This window comes from Qipengyuania sp. HL-TH1 (assembly GCF_036365825.1).
In the GTDB taxonomy this organism is placed as follows: domain Bacteria; phylum Pseudomonadota; class Alphaproteobacteria; order Sphingomonadales; family Sphingomonadaceae; genus Qipengyuania; species Qipengyuania profunda.
In genome coordinates, this window is sequence record NZ_CP142675.1 from 1,512,755 (window position 1) to 1,529,386 (window position 16,632).

A 16,632-nucleotide genomic window follows, 5' to 3' on the forward strand; every position below is an offset into this window, starting at 1 on the left:
GGGGGCATCTTCATCATGGCTAAATTGCGAACTTGAGCACCGTCTACGGTGCCATGCCAATAAGCATTCTCGCGACGGGTGTCGGGTTCTAACTTGGCTTGAACCGAGCCGGTTATTTCGTGCGCCGATCCGCGCCGAAAGCGACCATGCCAGCACAACCGACACCGGGCACAATCGGTCCGGGCACTATCATAAAGCGGAAGTCCGACCCGCCGTTTGGGATCGGGAGGACGAGCCGCGCGTGGTCACCTTCTTCGGGGATCGAGTCGAACGGCCAGTGGCGCGCGAATTTTGAACGGGAGAGATTGGATGTTGAGAGGAAGGGATATACTCGTGGGGCTCGCGGCCGTCAGCCTTTGCGGCTGCGCCACGATACGCGGATCGCAGGCAACGGTGCCCGAACTCTACGCCAGCACGCTGGTCCCGGTCGGGACCGCGCTGAAGAGCTATTACCAGGTCCCTGACACAGCTCGCGGCGGTATGACGCGGTTCGCCTACCGCAATTATGTGGTGGCGAGCTACACCTCGGCGATCGACAAGCGTTATCGGACTTTCACCGATCAGCTGCGCAGCGGCGGTCGCGGCTCCGCACTGGGTTTCGGCCTACTCCAGCTGGGTCTGACGGGGGCGACCGCGCTGGCGAAGGAAGCAGACGTCAGCGAGCTGGCCACCATTACGGCAATCGCGACCGGAGCGGGAGCCGTTGTCGACGAGAACGTATTCTTCGACCGCACCATGCCAGCGATCATTGCCGCGATGGATGCCGAACGAGCAGGCATCAAAACGGATATCGCGCGCAAGAAAGCCCTGTCGGCAGATCGCTACAGTCTCGATGAAGCGATCGATGACCTCGACCGATTGCAGCGCGCCGGCCGCCTCGACCGTGCGCTGGCGCGGATTACGCGGGCCGCGGAGGCAGATCGCGTCGCGCAGGAAGAGGAACTAAACGCAATTACCAGCGCCTGCGACGACATTTCGGTATTGGCGGCGCCCTTGAACGAGCGCTTCCGGAACCTTGTCGGCACACAGGACGGCGAAAATCCGGAACTGCGGCAGACGGCAGCCAGTGTTTTGAGGCTGGAAGTCGAGCCCGGCACCGTTCCAACCTGGGCAGGTCTCAGAGAAGCGTTCGACCAGAAGCTGTGCGACGATACGGAAAAAGAGAACTTTCTCGATGACCTAGAGAAATCGCAACCTGGCGAAGAGGGGATATAAGATGGCGAATACCCAGCGTAAGTACAAAGGCAGCCTTAGCCTGGGCAAGCTTGATACGGCCCTGGAAGCGCATGAAATGCTATTCGGGACCTTGGCCGAACTGAAGGTGCTTGGGACATTTACCGTCGCGACCTATGATGACAGCCACTATCCGGCCCTCCAGTCACTGGCACTTTTGCCCACGATTGGAGGCGAGGCACCGCCCTCAACTGACGAGGCGGACCACATGTTCAACGGGGAGGCGAGGATCCTTGGCATCACGATGGACGTCGCCGTTTACCGTACGAAATGACCAGACCTCCCCAGCAAAACGATAGCCCATAGGCAGCGATAGGCGGTCGCGTGGGACATCGTTGCCTGCGCGGGTCCTGCGGCATATAACATCCATATCCATGCCCAGGATCGCAGGCGCGGGACCCCGCCCTGCCCCAAGCGGGCCTCCGCCTGACGCAATCGCTGCGGCACTTTCGGTTCCTGCAGAGCGATGCGGCGGGGGCCGAGGCGGCACCAGCAATTGGCCATCAATCGATTGGGTCACGCTTCCCACAAAAACTTTCCACAAAAGATGTGGGTGAAATCCCATCGAACGACTTTTATTCTTGATATCCCGATGAAATGACGAATACCATTCGTGATGCGGCGGAGTACTCCGCCATACAGGGGGATACCAACAATGAAATTTCGGGTCGCACCGGTTGCGGCGGCATCTGCCGCCGCCTTTCTTCTTGTTTCGTGTGGCGGTGAAAGTGGCACACCGACGCCACCCCCCGGGACGCCGCCTGTCGGGCAAGCACCGCCTCCCACGTTGAGCACTTCCCTGTCGCAAAATGCCGTCGAGGTGGTCGTCGAAGAAGGTGGTAGCGCCACGTTCGGCTTCGATGCGACCTATACCGGATCGTCCGACGATCCGGTCGTGGCTGACATTACGGTCGGCGCCAAACGATACCGGCTTGCCGGCAGTCCGAGTGCCTCTGGCAAGACATTTACGGTCAACCTGGAAACGGTGCCCTTCCCGGCTGGTGGTCTTGCCAGAAGCGAAGTGGTCTTCCGGCTGTGCAAGACATCATCCTGCGCCACCGTTTACCCGGGCTCGACCCAGACCTTCACGGTGGACCTCGATGTCCGGTTGGGGGACTGGGCCGGGTTCCAGAGAAACGCTGCCCACACCGGTTATGTGCCCGTGAACTACGACGTGGCCGACTTCGAGAAGGCGTGGGAGTGGACCGACACCGACCCCTCAAGCTGGATCAGGCCGCCAGCCGCGACCCGTGGTCGTATCTTGGCGACTGTCGGTCGGGATGGGGGGATGGCATACGACCAATCAGCGAAACTCTATTCCTTCGATACGTCGGGCAATAGCGACTGGTCCTACAATCTTGGCGAGCAGTTCGACCTGAGCGGTCCAACCCTCTCGAATGGCATGGTGCATGTCACGTCGATGGTGAGCTCAAGCAACAGCAATCCCCAATGGGTGTTCGACCTGAATACGGGGGGGTTCCTCAACCAGATGAAGTTCGCCTCCCAGTGGCATGCTTTCAATCAGCCAACGGCTCTCGGCAACCAGGTATTCGTGGCCGCAGGCAGGTATGGAGAGGTGCTCTACGCATATGACGCCGCGCGGGGGACCTTGCAGTGGCAGATGGAACGGATCGGTGGGGGCTGGGCCGACGGAAAGACCGTCGCTGTCGACGCGGATTACGTTTACTACCCTGCGAATGTCGCCCTCGACATTATCGATCGTCGCAACGGGGTGATCAAGCAGAGCATCGCAGACCCCCAAACCAGCGTCACGGACGTTTCGACCTTCGCGAGTGCTCCAGTGCTGGGAGACGATGGCTTGGTGTTCCTGTTCGCAGGAAATAAGTCGTTTGTTTCTTCGGCAGAAATCATCGCTGTTTCCACCGTCCAGAACCGGATCTTGTGGCGGTCGAATGCCCAGTATTCGACCGCATTCGCTGTCGCCGGCGACACAATCTACGCCGTTAGAAACGATGCTCACGTACTTGCCGCGCTTGACGCGAAGACCGGGGCACAGAAGTGGGCAGTCCCCCTCCCGGTGGACGAGGGACTTTACGGCGGAAAGAGCTTCCACGGCAACGTGGTGGTGACCGAGAATTTGGTATTTGCGTCCGATCACGACACTACCTGGGCGGTCGATCTCAAGGCGGGGAACCACCCTATCGTCTGGGAAGCGCCGACCGGGGGCCGGTTGATCATCACCCCGGACAATCAATTGCTCACGACAGGAGTCCGGGAAAACCGCAAATTGACGGCCTACAATCTCTTTTAGTTACGACGGGCCCTGCGGCCACGGTCCATTATGGAGATCACCGAACGGGCGCGCGGATGAACGGGCGGGCACCCGATAGTGCGCCACGCGGGAAGAACAAGGTGCGGTGCTCCGCGTCAGACTCTTGCTGTCTGCCGAGTAATCTCGCCCTTTCACCGACTCCGATTGCCGTACTCGCCCCGGACGCGCTAACTTTCCCGATCTGCATTTTCAGGGGAATTCATACATGGTTCGCACCACTTCGCTCGCCCGCGCGGGCGCCGTTTCGGTACTTGCGCTTGGCCTTGCACTCGCTGTCCCGGCTCTCGCCGATAACACCACCGAAACCGACGCCAACACCATCGTCGTCACCGGCCAGGCCAAGATCGGCGACTTCGGGCTCGACCTCACCGCGCGTGACACCGCCGCCGATCCGGGTGACGATTTCGAACGCTATGCCTCGGGCGCGTGGATCGACCGGACCGAGATTCCCGGCGATCGCCCCTCGGTCGGCTCGTTCTACAATCTGCGCGAGGATGTGACCGAAGAGGTCAACGGGCTGATCACTCAAGCCCCTGCAGGCACGCAATATGGCGCGCTCTACACCAGCTTCATGAACGAGGCCGCGATCGAGCGCGCGGGCCTGGCGCCGTTGATGCGCGATCTGGCACAGGTCGATGCGCTGTCGGACAAGAGTGCTTTCGCACGCTACATGGGCGCGACCTACGGCAAGTTCGGCGGCTCGCTGTTCGGCGCCGGCCCCTATGCCGACCCCGACGATCCGACGATGAACGCGCTGTGGATGTTCTCCGGCGGGCTCGGCCTGCCCGAAAAGGAATATTATTTCGACGAGAAATTCGCCGACCAGCGCGGTGCCTATCTCGCCTATCTCGAGCGCACCTTCCGCAATATCGGCGAGGCCAGCCCGCGCGAAGCGGCCAGCCGCGTGATGACTTTCGAGACCTATGTCGCGCAGCTCAACTGGGATGCCGAACAGAAGCGCCAGATCGAGAAGATCAACAACCCGATGTCGGGCAGCGAACTGGCTGCCTATGCGCCGGGCGTGGATTGGGACGCGTTCTTCGCGGGTCACAACATCCCGCCGCAGGAGCGTATCATCGTCACCGACAACACCGCGGTGAAGGCGATTGCGGCGCTGTTTGCCAGCACCGATCTGGACACGCTCAAGCTGTGGCAGAAGGCGCAGGTAACACATCAGGCTTCGCCCTATCTCAACCAGAAGATGGTCGAGAGCCGGTTCCAGTACACCAGCGCGCTCAATGGGACGAGCGAGCAGCGCGCCCGTTGGAAGCGCGCAGTCGACACGATCGACGGCTCGCTCGGCGAGCTGGTCGGCGAAGCCTATGTCGACGAATATTTCCCCAAGATCGCCAAGACGCGGATGGACGAGCTGGTCCGCAACCTGAAACTCGCCATGGCTGACCGGATTGGCGAAAACGACTGGATGAGCCCCGAGACCAAGGAAGCCGCGCTCGACAAGCTCGAGCGGATGGACGTCATGGTCGGCTATCCCGAGAAATTCCGCGACTATTCGCAGCTGCCGATGTCGCCCGACGATCTCTATGGCAACATGATCGCCGCCTCGCAGTTCAACGCCGATTACGAGATGGGCGACCTTGGCAAGCCGGTCGACCGCAAGAAGTGGGGCATGAACCCGCAGACGGTGAACGCCTATAATGGCGGGCTGGAAAACAAGATGGTCTTCCCCGCCGGCATCCTCCAGCCGCCCTTCTTCGATCCCTGGGCCGACCCCGCGGTCAATTATGGCGCGATCGGCGTGGTCATCGGCCACGAAATCAGCCACGGCTTCGATGATCAGGGACGCAAGATCGATGCCAGCGGCGCGATCCGCGACTGGTGGACCGCGGGCGATGCCGAACGGTTCGAGGCCGAGGCCGAGAAATTCGGCGCGCAATATGCCGCGTTCGAAGTCGTGCCGGGCAGCTTCATCAATCCCGATCTGACGATGGGCGAGAACATCGCCGATCTGGCGGGCGTGCTGGTGGCCCATGATGCCTATAAGAAGTCGCTCGGCGGAGAAGAGGCGCCGGTGATCGACGGGCTGACCGGCGACCAGCGCTTCTTCCTCGCCTATGCGCAGGTGTGGCGGGCCAAGGCGCGTGAGGACAGCCTGCGCAACCAGGTCGCGACCGACCCGCACAGCCCCGCGCGCTATCGCACTATCGCCCCGCTGCGCAATGTCGATGCGTGGTACGAAGCCTTCGGCATCACGCCGGATGACGCGATGTATATCGCGCCCGAGGACCGCGCACGGATTTGGTAACCATGAAGGCGGCGTGCGGAGCGTATATGCCGCACGCCGCACTTGCCCGTCATGGGGCGCCGGTTACGGGGACATCGTGAATATCCGGCGCGAAATCGTTAACGATTGAGCACTAGAAAACGCGGTCCTACGCGCGAGAAAAGGGTCAAGGTCGCAGCCGGTGCACATCGACGAGCAATTCGACGGCAATAGCGCCGGGTTGATGAACCGCGTCCCGGTCGATCCCTACGAGATCGAGCGCGAGGCAGTGATCGCCATGCTCGAACGCGAGCAGCGTTCGCTCACCGCCAGCCTGATCGCGCTCGCGCTGATGGCGGCCGGGGTGGCGGCAATGCCCAATCCGCTGCCCATGACGGTGCTGCTCGCATTGCGATTCTGCTCGTTTCTCTACACCCGCAAGGCCGCCGCGCGGCTGGAACAGCTGGCGCGCGCGCGCCAACCGATGCGCTCTGCGCGCTGGATCGTGGTGTTCGCCATGTCGCTGACCGGCGTGACGCTGGGGTTGATGCTGTGGCCCCCGCCGCCCGATGGCTCGATGGTGGCGGTCAATCTGGTTCGCGGCGTAGTGCTGGTTGCAGCGACGCTGATCGCGGTCACGCTAGCCGCGCTTCCGGCCGCGCGCGATGCCATGCTGGCCAGTTTCTGGCTGACCACTTTCGGATATTACCTGTTCCATCCCGGCGTCCAGCATCCGGCGCTGATCGCGATCCTGGCGCTGCTTGTCATCGGCATCCGCATCTACAGTTCCTCCACCGGGCTGCATATCCGCAGCGCCGCACAGATGCTGGTCGAAAACCGGCAATTGTCCGAGGATCTGGCCGATGCGCTGGCGCATGCCGAATTCCTCAGCTGGCGCGATCCGCTCACCGGCCTGTTCAACCGCCGCAAGCTGTTCGAGGAAACGCGGATGGAACACAGCGCGCTTTCGCGCCACCTGCTCACCATCGATCTCGACCGGTTCAAGACAATCAACGACACCTTCGGTCATGGCGTGGGCGATCACGTGCTGATCGCAACCGCCGATACGATCCGCGAATGGTGCCATGCGGTCGGCGGCACCAGCGAACATCACGCCTTCCGCCTTGGCGGGGAGGAATTCCTCGTCATTGTCCGCGGACTCGACGATGTCGAGGTCGCCGAAGCGGCCGAACGGCTGCGGCTGCGGATCGCCGGGCTGGAGGACCAGTTCGAGCAATATCCCGACATTGCCATCTCGGCCTCGATCGGGCTGGCCAGCTGGCGGTTCGGCGAAGGCATGGACGATGCGCTGCTGCGCGCCGACATTGCCTGTTACGAAGCGAAAAACACGGGCCGCAACCAGGTCCGCCGCGCCGCCTGAGCGCGCCGCCTGACCGCTCGACCGTTGCCTCGCAGCGACGAAACGGGGACCAAAGCACCCCTGCCAACCGCTCCATAGACGAGACCAACACCGCGCCACAGCACATGAAATCACATGTGCAGGTCGCAGCGCCGGTGTGACACAAGATTACGCAATGAAAGGTGCCCGCCTTATGGACAAGGACACCGCGCACGACAGGAACCAAGCCGGCGGGACGCGCCACGCGTCCGCCCCAAGCGCGAATACAGACGATACGCTCAAGACGATCCTCGACGATCTCAACCGTCCGCTGGACGAGGTCGATTGGTCGCATACCACGCTCCGCGGGAAGAGCGGTGAAAGACCCGAAAGCTTCCTCAAACGCCTCCGCCGCGAGCGCCAGCATCGCCGCGATCTGCGGCGGGCCCGGCAGGCTGCCGCCAAGGCATTCGATGTCCGGCCGCGCCGCTCCACCCGTAAGCATGCGACGCTGATGCTGGGTGCCGGAGCGCTGGGCCTGACGGCCTTCACCGGCCCGCCCAAGGCCCCGCAGCCGAGTTCGGCCAATATGGTCCTCGACCCCGCGCAAGGCGTCCGCCAACCCGCCCCGCTGCTAACGGCAAGCGATACGTTCAAGCAGGCGCTGATCGAGGAGGAAGGTGTCCGCTATACCGTGTACCGCGATGTCGCCGGCTATCCCACCGTCGGGGTCGGCCATTTGGTCCGGCCGCACGACCGGCTACGGGTCGGCGACCGGGTGAGCGAGAAGCGCGTACTCGCCTTTCTCGATGCCGATCTGGCCGAAGCCGAACAGGGTGTCCGCCGATTGGTCGGCGACCTGCCGCTGCACCAGCATGAATTCGATGCGCTGCTCGACCTCGTCTACAATGTCGGGATCGGCAATGTCTCGCCCAGCGAAAGCCCGCGTCTCAATGCAGCCATCGATGCGCGCGATTACGACGCGATTGCCGACGAGCTCAACTATACGCATGCCGGGGGCTCCTTCGCCAAGGGGCTGGAACACCGCAGCGATCGCCGCGCGAGCATCTTCATGGATGCAGCTTACGAAAACCCGCGCGAGGATGCTGCGAACACTGCGGCCTGAGCGTGCATAGTCTTGTCCGACACGGACTCGCGTTCTACCAAATGGGCGGCCCGCGGCGGCCTGCCAAAACCCCTACAATGCGCCGATAGAGCGGCGTCACGATCCATGTCCCACCGTCTCTTCGTCGGAATCCGGCCCCCTCCCCCGATCCGCGACGCGCTGATCGACCTGATGGAGGGCGTCGATAACGCCCGCTGGCAGGATGACGACCAATTGCACCTGACCCTGCGCTACATCGGCGTAGTCGATACCCATGCGGCGGACGAACTGGCCGAGCGGCTGCGTGCTGCCAGTGGTCCCGCTTTCGGCCTGACGATCAAGGGAACCGGGGCGTTCGAACGCAAAGGCGTTGCGCATACGCTGTGGGCGGGAATTGCGCCGTCGGAGGAGCTGAGCCGCCTGCAGCAGCGCGTGGAGCGCGTCTGCGTGGCGGCGGGGCTCGAGCCCGAACACCGCAAGTACCATCCGCATATCACGCTGGCGCGCACCAACCGCGCAACCGCGCCGCTCGGCCCGTTCCTTGCACACACAGCGGGCCTGCGACTTGGCCCGTGGACCGCGGATTCGTACATGCTCTACGAGAGCTTCCTGCGGCCCGACGGGTCGGTTTATGAGCCGGTGGTCCGCTATCCGCTGGCCCCTGCCCCATGACGCGCACCGCCCTCTCCCTGCGATCGGCCCTTGCGCTGGCGCTTGGCGGCTGTTCGCCCGCAGGCGCGCCCGACGCGGAGGATCCGGCCGACCTGCTGAGCGAGACCGCTTCGCCCGAGGATTGCCTGCTGCTGGTCTGGTCGAGCCAGGAGAAACCGCGCGCCCAGTTCGACCGTACGCATGACTTCGTCGATGGCGGGGCGATTTCCTGCGCCACGGGCACCAGCGCCAGCCAGTTCGATGCCGCGATCGCGGCGCTGCGCGATGCTGCCAGAAGCGGCAACAAGCGCCGCATGCTCGCGGAGATCGGGCTCCCGCTATTGTATATCGATGCCGCGGGCAATCGCCGCGAAATCGAGGATCGCGCGGAGGTCGAGGCGGTCTTCGACGAGATCTTCGATCCCGCAATGATCGCGCTGCTGCAGCGGCTGGACCTGTCGCAGATGAGCGTGGCGAAGGACCAGGGCGGGTTCTTCACCCTCGGGGCGGTCTGGCTGGTGGTCGATCGGGACGGCGGACGTCCACGGCTGGTGACGGTCAATCGCCAGACGCTCGACGAAGCGCTGGCGACTGCGCGCGACCGGGCCGAGCGGAACCAGGGCAACCGCATTCCGTTCGATTAATGTAGGAGCAGCGCCGACCGGCGACGTTTGCGCGCTTGCGCGCGGTCGCGAAGCGGTCCTATCGCACTCCCATGATCGCAATAGTGCGCCGGGCGTCCGCCGGGCGTTTCATATCATCCTGAGGGGACAAGCATGAAGGCCCAGATTCTGGCCACCGTCGCAACCGCAGCACTGCTCGCCGGTTGCACCACCGCATATGGGGAAGACCTCGACACCATGGCCACACCCAGCGCCGACGCCGCCGCCATCCCGAGCGGCACGGGCTATTTCGCCGCAGACAGCACGCTGCCGTTCAAGACGCCCGACTTCTCGAAGGTCTCCGAAGACGATTACATCCCCGCGTTCGAGCAGGGCATGGCAATCCAGAAGGCCGAGATCCAGGCCATCATCGATAACCCCGCCCCGCCGACGATGGACAACACCATCGTGGCGCTGGAAAAATCGGGCCGCATGCTCGGCCGCGTGGCCCGCGTGTTCTTCGCCGTGACCGGGTCGAACACCACCGACCGGCTCGACGAAATCAACACCGAAATCAGCCCCAAGCTGACCGCGCATGGCGACTCGATCGTCCTCAACCCCGAACTCTTCGCGCGGGTGAAGGCAGTGTACGACAACCGCGCCGCGATGACGATGACGCCCGAAGACGCGGCGCTGCTCGAAGACACCTATGAAGGCATGGTCCATGCTGGCGCACTGCTGACCGAAGCACAGCGCACGCGGGTCAAGGAAATCAATTCCGAACTGTCCGAAATCACCACCGAGTTCGGCCAGCAGGCGCGCGCCGCCATGGCCGACCAGCCAGTCGTCTTCGACAGCCGCGAAGACCTCGCCGGCCTGTCCGAATCCGACATCAAGGCCGCCGCCGACCTCGCTGCCGAAAAGGGCTATGCGGGCAAATATGCCATCGCGCTGCAGAACACGACGCAGCAGCCGCTGCTGCCGAACATGACCAACCGCGCCGCGCGCGAGAAGCTGTTCATGGCGAGCTACAACCGCGCCAATGGCACGACAGAAATCGACACGCGTCCGTTGGTGGCCAAGACCGCCGCGCTGCGCGCCGAGAAGGCCGCGCTGTTCGGTGAAGCCGACTGGGCCAGCTACGCAATGTGGGACCGCATGGCCGAAAAGCCCGCCACCGCGCTCGGCTTCATGGAACGCATGGTCCCCGCGCTCGCCAACACGCAGCGCCGCGAAGCCGCCATGCTCAACGAAGCGATCGCTGCCGAAGGGGGCGATTTCGAAGTCCAGCCATGGGACTGGTACCGCTATGCCAACAAGGTCAAGGCCGAACGCTACGACCTCGACGAAGACGCGATGGCGGAATATTTCCAGCTCGATACCGTGCTCGAGGACGGCGTGTTCTATGCCGCCGAAAATCTCTACGGCCTGACCTTCCAGAAGCGCAGTGACCTGCCCGTCTATCACCCCGACGTGACGACCTACACGGTGTTCGACCGCGACGGCAGCGAGCTGGGGCTGTTCTACTTCGATCCGTTCCAGCGCGAGTCCAAGCGCGGCGGGGCATGGATGAGCAACTTCGTCGACCAGAGCGATCTGTGGGGCACCAAGCCGGTGATCTACAACGTGCTCAACATTCCCAAGGCACCCGAGGGTGAAGTGCAGCTGGTCAGCTTCGACAACGTCAACACGCTGTTCCACGAATTCGGCCACGCGCTGCACGGCTTCTTCGCCGACCAGCGCTACGAAAGCCTTTCGGGCACCGCGGTCGCACGCGACTTCGTGGAGTATCCGAGCCAGGTCAACGAGATGTGGGCGACCTATCCCGAAGTGCTGTCGAACTACGCCAAGCATTACCGGACGGGGGAAACCATCCCGGCTGAAATGATCGAGAAGCTCGAGGCGGCCTCGAAGTTCAACCAGGGCTACGATTTCGGCGAAGTCGTCGAAGCCGCCCTGCTCGACATGAAGTGGGCCGCGCTGTCGCAGGCGGAAGCCGCCGCGATCGACACGCCCGAGAAGGTCACCGCCTTCGAACGCAAGTCGCTCGAGGAACTGGGGCTGGAAATCGACCTCGTCCCGCCGCGTTACCGGACGACCTATTTCAACCACATCTTCAGCTCGCCCAGCGGCTATAGCGCTGGTTATTACAGCTATCTGTGGACCGAGATGCTCGACCGCGACAGCCGCAAGTGGTTCATGGACAATGGCGGGCTCACGCGCGCCAATGGCGACCATTATCGCAAGACCGTGCTGAGCACGGGCGGGACCATGGACTATTTCGAGATGTTCCGGAACTTCGCCGGGCGCGAACCCGACGTGACCCCGATGCTCGAAGCGCGCGGCCTGATCGCGGGGGACGAAGCGGCGGACAGCGAGGCTTCCGACGGCAAGCTGCCGCCGCGCACGGTTAACTGATCACCGGCTGACCAACGCCCGGTGGCGCGGTTCGCCGATCCACCGGACGGGCACTTTCCAGACGCGCTCGATCACCTGCTGGTCGAGCGCGTCTTCGCATGCGCCGTCGGCGGCAACCACGCCGCGGTCGAGCACCACCACGCGGTCGGCATGGTTCATCGCATGCGCGAGATCGTGCAGCACGAGCACCACGCCCGCCCCGCCCTGCGCCGCTCGCCGCAAATGCCTCAGCAGCGCGAGCTGGTGCGCGATATCGAGCGCGGCGAGCGGTTCGTCGGCGAGGATCCATTGCGGTTCGCCCGCCAGCACCCGTGCCAGCAGGACGCGCGCGGTCTCGCCGCCCGACAGCGACTGCGCGCGGCGCTTTTCGAGGTCCCGGATGTCGAGCGCGTCGAGCGCGGCATCGACCGGTGCCGCCAGCCGGTCGCCATGCGGCAGCCGGCCGAGTTCGACCACGCTGCGCACGGGCACATCCCATGCGATTTCATGCGCTTGCGGCAGATATCCGATACGCCGTGCCCGCTCGCGCAGGGGCAGCGCGGCGATCTGCTGCCGGTCGAGAAACACCGCCCCGTCGCCGGCCGGAAGCAGCCCGGCAAGCGCTTCGAGCAGGCTCGACTTGCCCGCGCCATTGGGCCCGCAGATCGCGGTGATCGTGCCGGGTTCGAGGACCAGCGAGACCCGGTCCAACCGCTCGGCGATCGACAGCTGTGCCGCCGCCAGCCTCATGCCAGCCCCCGGCGCATGCGCAGCAGCAGCCACAGGAAGAACGGCGCGCCAAGCAGGCTGAGCGCGATGCCCAGCCGCAATTCGGTAACCAGCGGCAGCACGCGCACCGCGCTGTCAGCCACCAGCACCAGCAGCGCGCCCGCGAGCGCGCTGGGCAGGATCAGCTGCGAGGGTCGGCGATCGGTCAGCGGGCGCACGAGGTGCGGCACGATCAGCCCGACGAAGCCGATGATGCCCGCCACCGCGACGCTGGCGCCAACGGTCAATCCGACGCCGACGATCAGCAGCCACAGCAAACGATGCGTGTCGACCCCCAGCGACCGGGCGACCGGCTCGCCCAGCGTCAGCGCATCGAGCGCAGCGCCCGCGCGCGCCAACACCACGATACCCAGCGCTACCAGCGGCGCGGCCACCCAAACATCGCGCCAGCTGCGATCGGTCAGCGCGCCGTTGAGCCACATGACGATCTCGCTCATCGCAAAGGCATTGGGCGCCATGCTGATCGCCAGTGCGGTCAGCGCCCCGGCAAGGCTGGCGACCATCAGCCCGGCGAGCGTGAACAGCGCGATCCCGCCGGTCCGGCCGGCAATCGCGGCTAGCAGCGCCATGGCGCCGCCCGCGCCGACCAGCGCGAAGGCGGGGAGCAGATAGGGCGCAGCGGCATAGCCGAACCACAGCGCGGCGACCGCGCCCAGTGCCGCGCCCGGCGCGATACCGAACAGCCCCGGATCGGCCAGCGGATTGCGCAGATACCCCTGCATGGCCGCGCCGCTCGCGCCCAGCCCCGCGCCGACTACAATCGCCAGCAGCGCGCGTGGCAGGCGCAGTTCGGCAAGGATCACCGCGGCATTGGGCGTGCTCGCCGGATCGAGCCACACGCGCCCGGCCAGCAGCGACAGCGGCAGCGCGAGCACGAGCAGCGCGCCGAACAGCACCGTGGCGCGGTTCATGATGCGCTCCGCCGGATCGCGGCCAGCCGTTCGGCGGCGCGGATGATTGTGGGGCCGCCGCAATAGAGCAGGCTGGTATCGAAGTGCTCGCGTCGCATCTGCGGTAGCGCACCGAGCACCGGATGGCGCTGGCCCACTGCGCCGCCTGCGACCAGCAGCACTTCGGGCGGTGCGGCGACGACGTCCTCGAGCGACACGAAATCGGCCTGCGCAAGCCCGCGCAAGGGAGCGACATTCTCGAAACCGGTCCGTGCGAGCAGATCGCTCACCAGCGCCTGTTCGCCCGCGACGATCCCGCCGGGCTGCCACAGCAGTGCCTCGATGCGTTCGCCATTCGCCGGGGCAGCAGCGGCAAGCGCCGCCTCGATCTCGCGCGACCAGCCGTTCGCCTGCTGCGGGACTACCCGCCAAAGCCGCCAGTTCGCGCACCTGCGCCGCGCTGTCATCGACATCGTGGGCGATGCCGAAGGTCGCCACTTCAATGCCCAGCGAATCCAGCGAGGCGCGTGTCGCCGGGGAGAGGAAACTGCCCGCGACCACCAGATCGGGATCGAGCGCAAGCACCTCCTCCACCGTGCCGCCGGTGGCACGGAACCGTGCCGCCGTGGCCGGCTCCATCGAGCTGGCGCGCGGATCCTTGCTATAATGCGAAATCGCCAGCAATTGCCCCGGTGCGGCGATCTCGGCGAGGATCGCGTCGGTGCAGGGGTTGAGGCTGACGATCGTCGGGCGGCCTTGCGGCGGCGGCGCATCGGCCCTGCTGCCCGCGCAAGCGGCGAGCAGCAGGACCGAGGCGATCATCAGCGGCTTCACATCCGCGCCCTGATCCCGCCGAAGACCCCGCGTCCGGCGGAGCCATAGCCGGCGACCGTCTGGTAATCGGTGTCGAAGACATTCTCGACCCGGCCGAACAGCTCCAGATTGTCAGCCACGCCGAAGGATGCCCGCAGGTCGAGCAGTTCGTAACCGTCGATACGGTTGGTGTTGGCGCCATTATCCCAGCTGGGACCGACGATCCGCAGATCCGCCCCCAGCGCGAGGCCGAAGCCGCTGGCCCAATCGGCATAGAGCGTGCCGAAATGGTTGGGCCGCCGCGCCAGTTCGAGACCGGAGGTGCGATCTTCCGCATCGACGTAGGCATAGGTCCCCGCCAGCCGCAAGCCGGGGGCAAGGTCGATACCGGCCTCGGCCTCGATCCCCTGCGCGCGGGCGCGGGCGGTGTTGAGATAGACACCAGAGGGCCGATCGGCGGTAAAGCCGAAACCGATCAGATTGTCGCTGTCTCGGCGGAAGCCGGTGAGTGCGAGGTGCAGGCCCGAACCGCGCTGGCCCTTTTCGACACCGAGATCGTAGCTGGTGCTTTCCTCGGGCTCGAGCTGGGTGTTCCCGTAGAAGGACAGCAGCTGGTACAGCGTCGGAGCCTTGAAGCCTTCGCCCACGCTGGCGCGCAGCCGCCAGTCGCTGCCGAAGCCATAGCTGACATCGCCGCCGAAGCTGACATGCGTGCCGAACTGTTCGTGATCATCGACGCGCGCCCCGGCATGCGCGGCGAGCCGGCCCATCACCCAGCCCAGCTGCGCATAGGCGCCGCTGATCTCGGTTTCAGCTGCCGCATCGAAGCTGGTTTCGAACGCGGTCCATTCGTGATCGCCGCCGAAGGCCAGCGCCAGTCCGCCCAGCAGGCGGTATTCGCCGCGCAGCGAAACCCGTTCGGAGCTGCCGTCGCTGGCGAAGGTTTCGGCGCCTGCGCCATTGCGGTTGGCGCGTTCGGTGTCCGAACGGCTGTAAGCCGCGCGTAGCGTGAGGTCGTTGCCGTAATAGGCCAGCCCGACATCGCCCCAATAGCGCGTAGTCTTCTGCGTATCGTCGGTGTCGGCAAGCACATAGGTAGGCGCGGGGAAGCCGTCGATCTCGACCTCGCCCTCAGCGAAATTGCCATGTGCGAAGAGTTCGAGGCCGGGAGTCAGGTTGACGAAGGCGCTGGTGCCGAGCGCGAATTGCTGCGCGCCATCGGCTTCGGTCCCCGAGGCGGCGGCGGAGAAACCATCGGTTTCGTACCACGAGCCGGTCAGGCCGAAGAACACATCGTCATTGCCCGCGCCTGCTGCCGCGCTGGCGAAGAGCGTGTCGCGCGCGCCGAACTCGACGCTGCCCGCAAGCCCGCGCTCGGTACGGGTCGAGACATCGACCACGCCGCCCACGGCTTCGGAGCCCCAGATCGTGCTGTTCGAGCCGCGCAGGACGTCGACCTTGCCCGCGGTGCCAAGCAGCAGATTGCCGAAATCGAAGCCGCCCGACGGGCTGGCCTGATCGGCGACGCGCACGCCGTCGACGAGCACGAGCAGTTGATCGGCATTCGCCCCGCGCACATTGACGCTGGTCACCGTGCCGATCCCGCCGCTGCGCGACAGCGACAGACCGGGGACGCGGTTGAGCGCGCGCACCGGATCGGCGCCCTGGAGCGTCTCGATCTCGGTGCGGTCGATGACGGTGACCGACTGGCCGGTATTGCGCAGATCGGTGCCGAGGCCATTGGCGGTGACGGTGATGACCGCCTCACCGGCGCGCGGCTCGGTGCCTGTACGGGGCGCGTCGGAACCGGTGGCCTGGTCGCTGGCCGCATCCTGCCGGTCGACGATCTCGGCGAGCGCCTGCTCGCTCGGACTTTGTGCGTGAGCTGCCGCGGGAATGGCCGAAGCCGTCAGGAAAAACAGATATTTGTACACGTAACCTCCTATCATAGACGAATCGCCGTCCATGACGGGAGGGAGCAGTATTGCTCCTTCCACGTTTGCCTACGATACACCCCGCCCGCGGCCGAACGACGGTCATGGGCAGGTCTCCTGGCTCCCGGATCAACGCTTTCCCGCCGCCTTCCCGGACGCAAGGCCCAGTGGCATGTAGCGGGATCGCTCCCCGGTCACAGTTGCGGGGGCAGCGGAGGGTTTGCACCTCCTTCCCTCTTCGGGCCTGCGCGAACAGGCCAACCCGTGACTCGGCCGTCCGACTAACGCGCGATGCCGCAATGCACAAGACGATCCTTCGTTAAGCACTATCTGATAGTTATATGGCGACCGCACCTTACGTCCCG

General features: G+C 64.9%; 13 protein-coding genes, 1 pseudogene and 1 riboswitch. Of the genes and pseudogenes, 9 read left to right on the top strand and 5 right to left on the bottom strand.

What is annotated here, in order from left to right:
- Positions 1 to 333: 333 nt before the first annotated feature.
- The 9 genes from VWN43_RS07965 to VWN43_RS08005 all read left to right on the top strand — a co-directional run bounded on the left by VWN43_RS07965 (position 334) and on the right by VWN43_RS08005 (position 11,862).
- A complete protein-coding gene (locus VWN43_RS07965; RefSeq protein ID WP_330768575.1) occupies positions 334 to 1,215 on the top strand; it encodes a hypothetical protein in 882 nt (293 codons plus the stop codon).
- A gap of 1 nt (position 1,216) precedes the next feature.
- Complete coding sequence (locus VWN43_RS07970) at positions 1,217 to 1,507, top strand: hypothetical protein (RefSeq protein WP_320179949.1); 291 nt, start codon at positions 1,217 to 1,219, stop codon at positions 1,505 to 1,507.
- Between the two features lie 513 nt (positions 1,508 to 2,020).
- Complete coding sequence (locus VWN43_RS07975) at positions 2,021 to 3,505, top strand: outer membrane protein assembly factor BamB family protein (RefSeq protein ID WP_320179948.1); 1,485 nt, start codon at positions 2,021 to 2,023, stop codon at positions 3,503 to 3,505.
- A 226-nt stretch (positions 3,506 to 3,731) separates the two neighbouring features.
- Positions 3,732 to 5,789 carry a M13 family metallopeptidase gene (locus VWN43_RS07980; protein ID WP_320179947.1) on the top strand — a complete coding sequence of 686 codons (2,058 nt, stop codon included), beginning with the start codon at positions 3,732 to 3,734 and terminating at the stop codon, positions 5,787 to 5,789.
- A 160-nt stretch (positions 5,790 to 5,949) separates the two neighbouring features.
- On the top strand, positions 5,950 to 7,128 hold the full coding sequence (locus VWN43_RS07985) for a GGDEF domain-containing protein (RefSeq protein ID WP_320179946.1): 1,179 nt from the start codon (positions 5,950 to 5,952) through the stop codon (positions 7,126 to 7,128).
- Positions 7,129 to 7,300: 172 nt separating this feature from the next.
- Complete coding sequence (locus tag VWN43_RS07990; RefSeq protein WP_320179945.1) at positions 7,301 to 8,212, top strand: lysozyme; 912 nt, start codon at positions 7,301 to 7,303, stop codon at positions 8,210 to 8,212.
- Positions 8,213 to 8,317: 105 nt separating this feature from the next.
- Positions 8,318 to 8,863 (top strand): RNA 2',3'-cyclic phosphodiesterase, encoded by a 546-nt coding sequence (thpR, locus tag VWN43_RS07995; protein WP_320179944.1) that lies wholly within the window; start codon positions 8,318 to 8,320, stop codon positions 8,861 to 8,863.
- Entirely contained in the window at positions 8,860 to 9,486 is a 627-nt protein-coding gene (locus tag VWN43_RS08000) for a hypothetical protein (RefSeq protein WP_320179943.1), read from the top strand. Before thpR ends, VWN43_RS08000 begins: the two co-directional genes overlap by 4 nt.
- Positions 9,487 to 9,618: 132 nt before the next feature.
- A complete protein-coding gene (locus VWN43_RS08005; protein ID WP_320179942.1) occupies positions 9,619 to 11,862 on the top strand; it encodes a M3 family metallopeptidase in 2,244 nt (747 codons plus the stop codon).
- Here the strand turns inward: VWN43_RS08005 and VWN43_RS08010 are convergent, their stop codons facing one another.
- From VWN43_RS08010 to VWN43_RS08030, 5 genes and pseudogenes are all read right to left on the bottom strand, one after another.
- On the bottom strand, positions 11,863 to 12,591 hold the full coding sequence (locus VWN43_RS08010) for an ABC transporter ATP-binding protein (protein WP_320179941.1): 729 nt from the start codon (positions 12,589 to 12,591) through the stop codon (positions 11,863 to 11,865).
- The gene (locus tag VWN43_RS08015) at positions 12,588 to 13,541 is read right to left on the bottom strand and encodes a FecCD family ABC transporter permease (RefSeq protein ID WP_320182104.1); all 954 of its coding nucleotides are present in this window, start codon (positions 13,539 to 13,541) and stop codon (positions 12,588 to 12,590) included. Before VWN43_RS08015 ends, VWN43_RS08010 begins: the two co-directional genes overlap by 4 nt.
- Positions 13,538 to 13,987 carry a substrate-binding domain-containing protein gene (locus VWN43_RS08020; RefSeq protein WP_320182173.1) on the bottom strand — a complete coding sequence of 150 codons (450 nt, stop codon included), beginning with the start codon at positions 13,985 to 13,987 and terminating at the stop codon, positions 13,538 to 13,540. Before VWN43_RS08020 ends, VWN43_RS08015 begins: the two co-directional genes overlap by 4 nt.
- Positions 13,971 to 14,342 (bottom strand): annotated as a pseudogene (locus VWN43_RS08025) (ABC transporter substrate-binding protein); the annotation flags it as partial. The gene VWN43_RS08020 and the pseudogene VWN43_RS08025, both read right to left, overlap by 17 nt.
- Positions 14,343 to 14,350: 8 nt before the next feature.
- Positions 14,351 to 16,267: a TonB-dependent receptor plug domain-containing protein gene (locus tag VWN43_RS08030; protein WP_320179940.1), complete on the bottom strand. Its 1,917-nt coding sequence runs from the start codon at positions 16,265 to 16,267 to the stop codon at positions 14,351 to 14,353.
- A 90-nt stretch (positions 16,268 to 16,357) separates the two neighbouring features.
- Positions 16,358 to 16,548, bottom strand: a riboswitch (cobalamin riboswitch).
- Between the last annotated feature and the right edge of the window lie 84 nt (positions 16,549 to 16,632).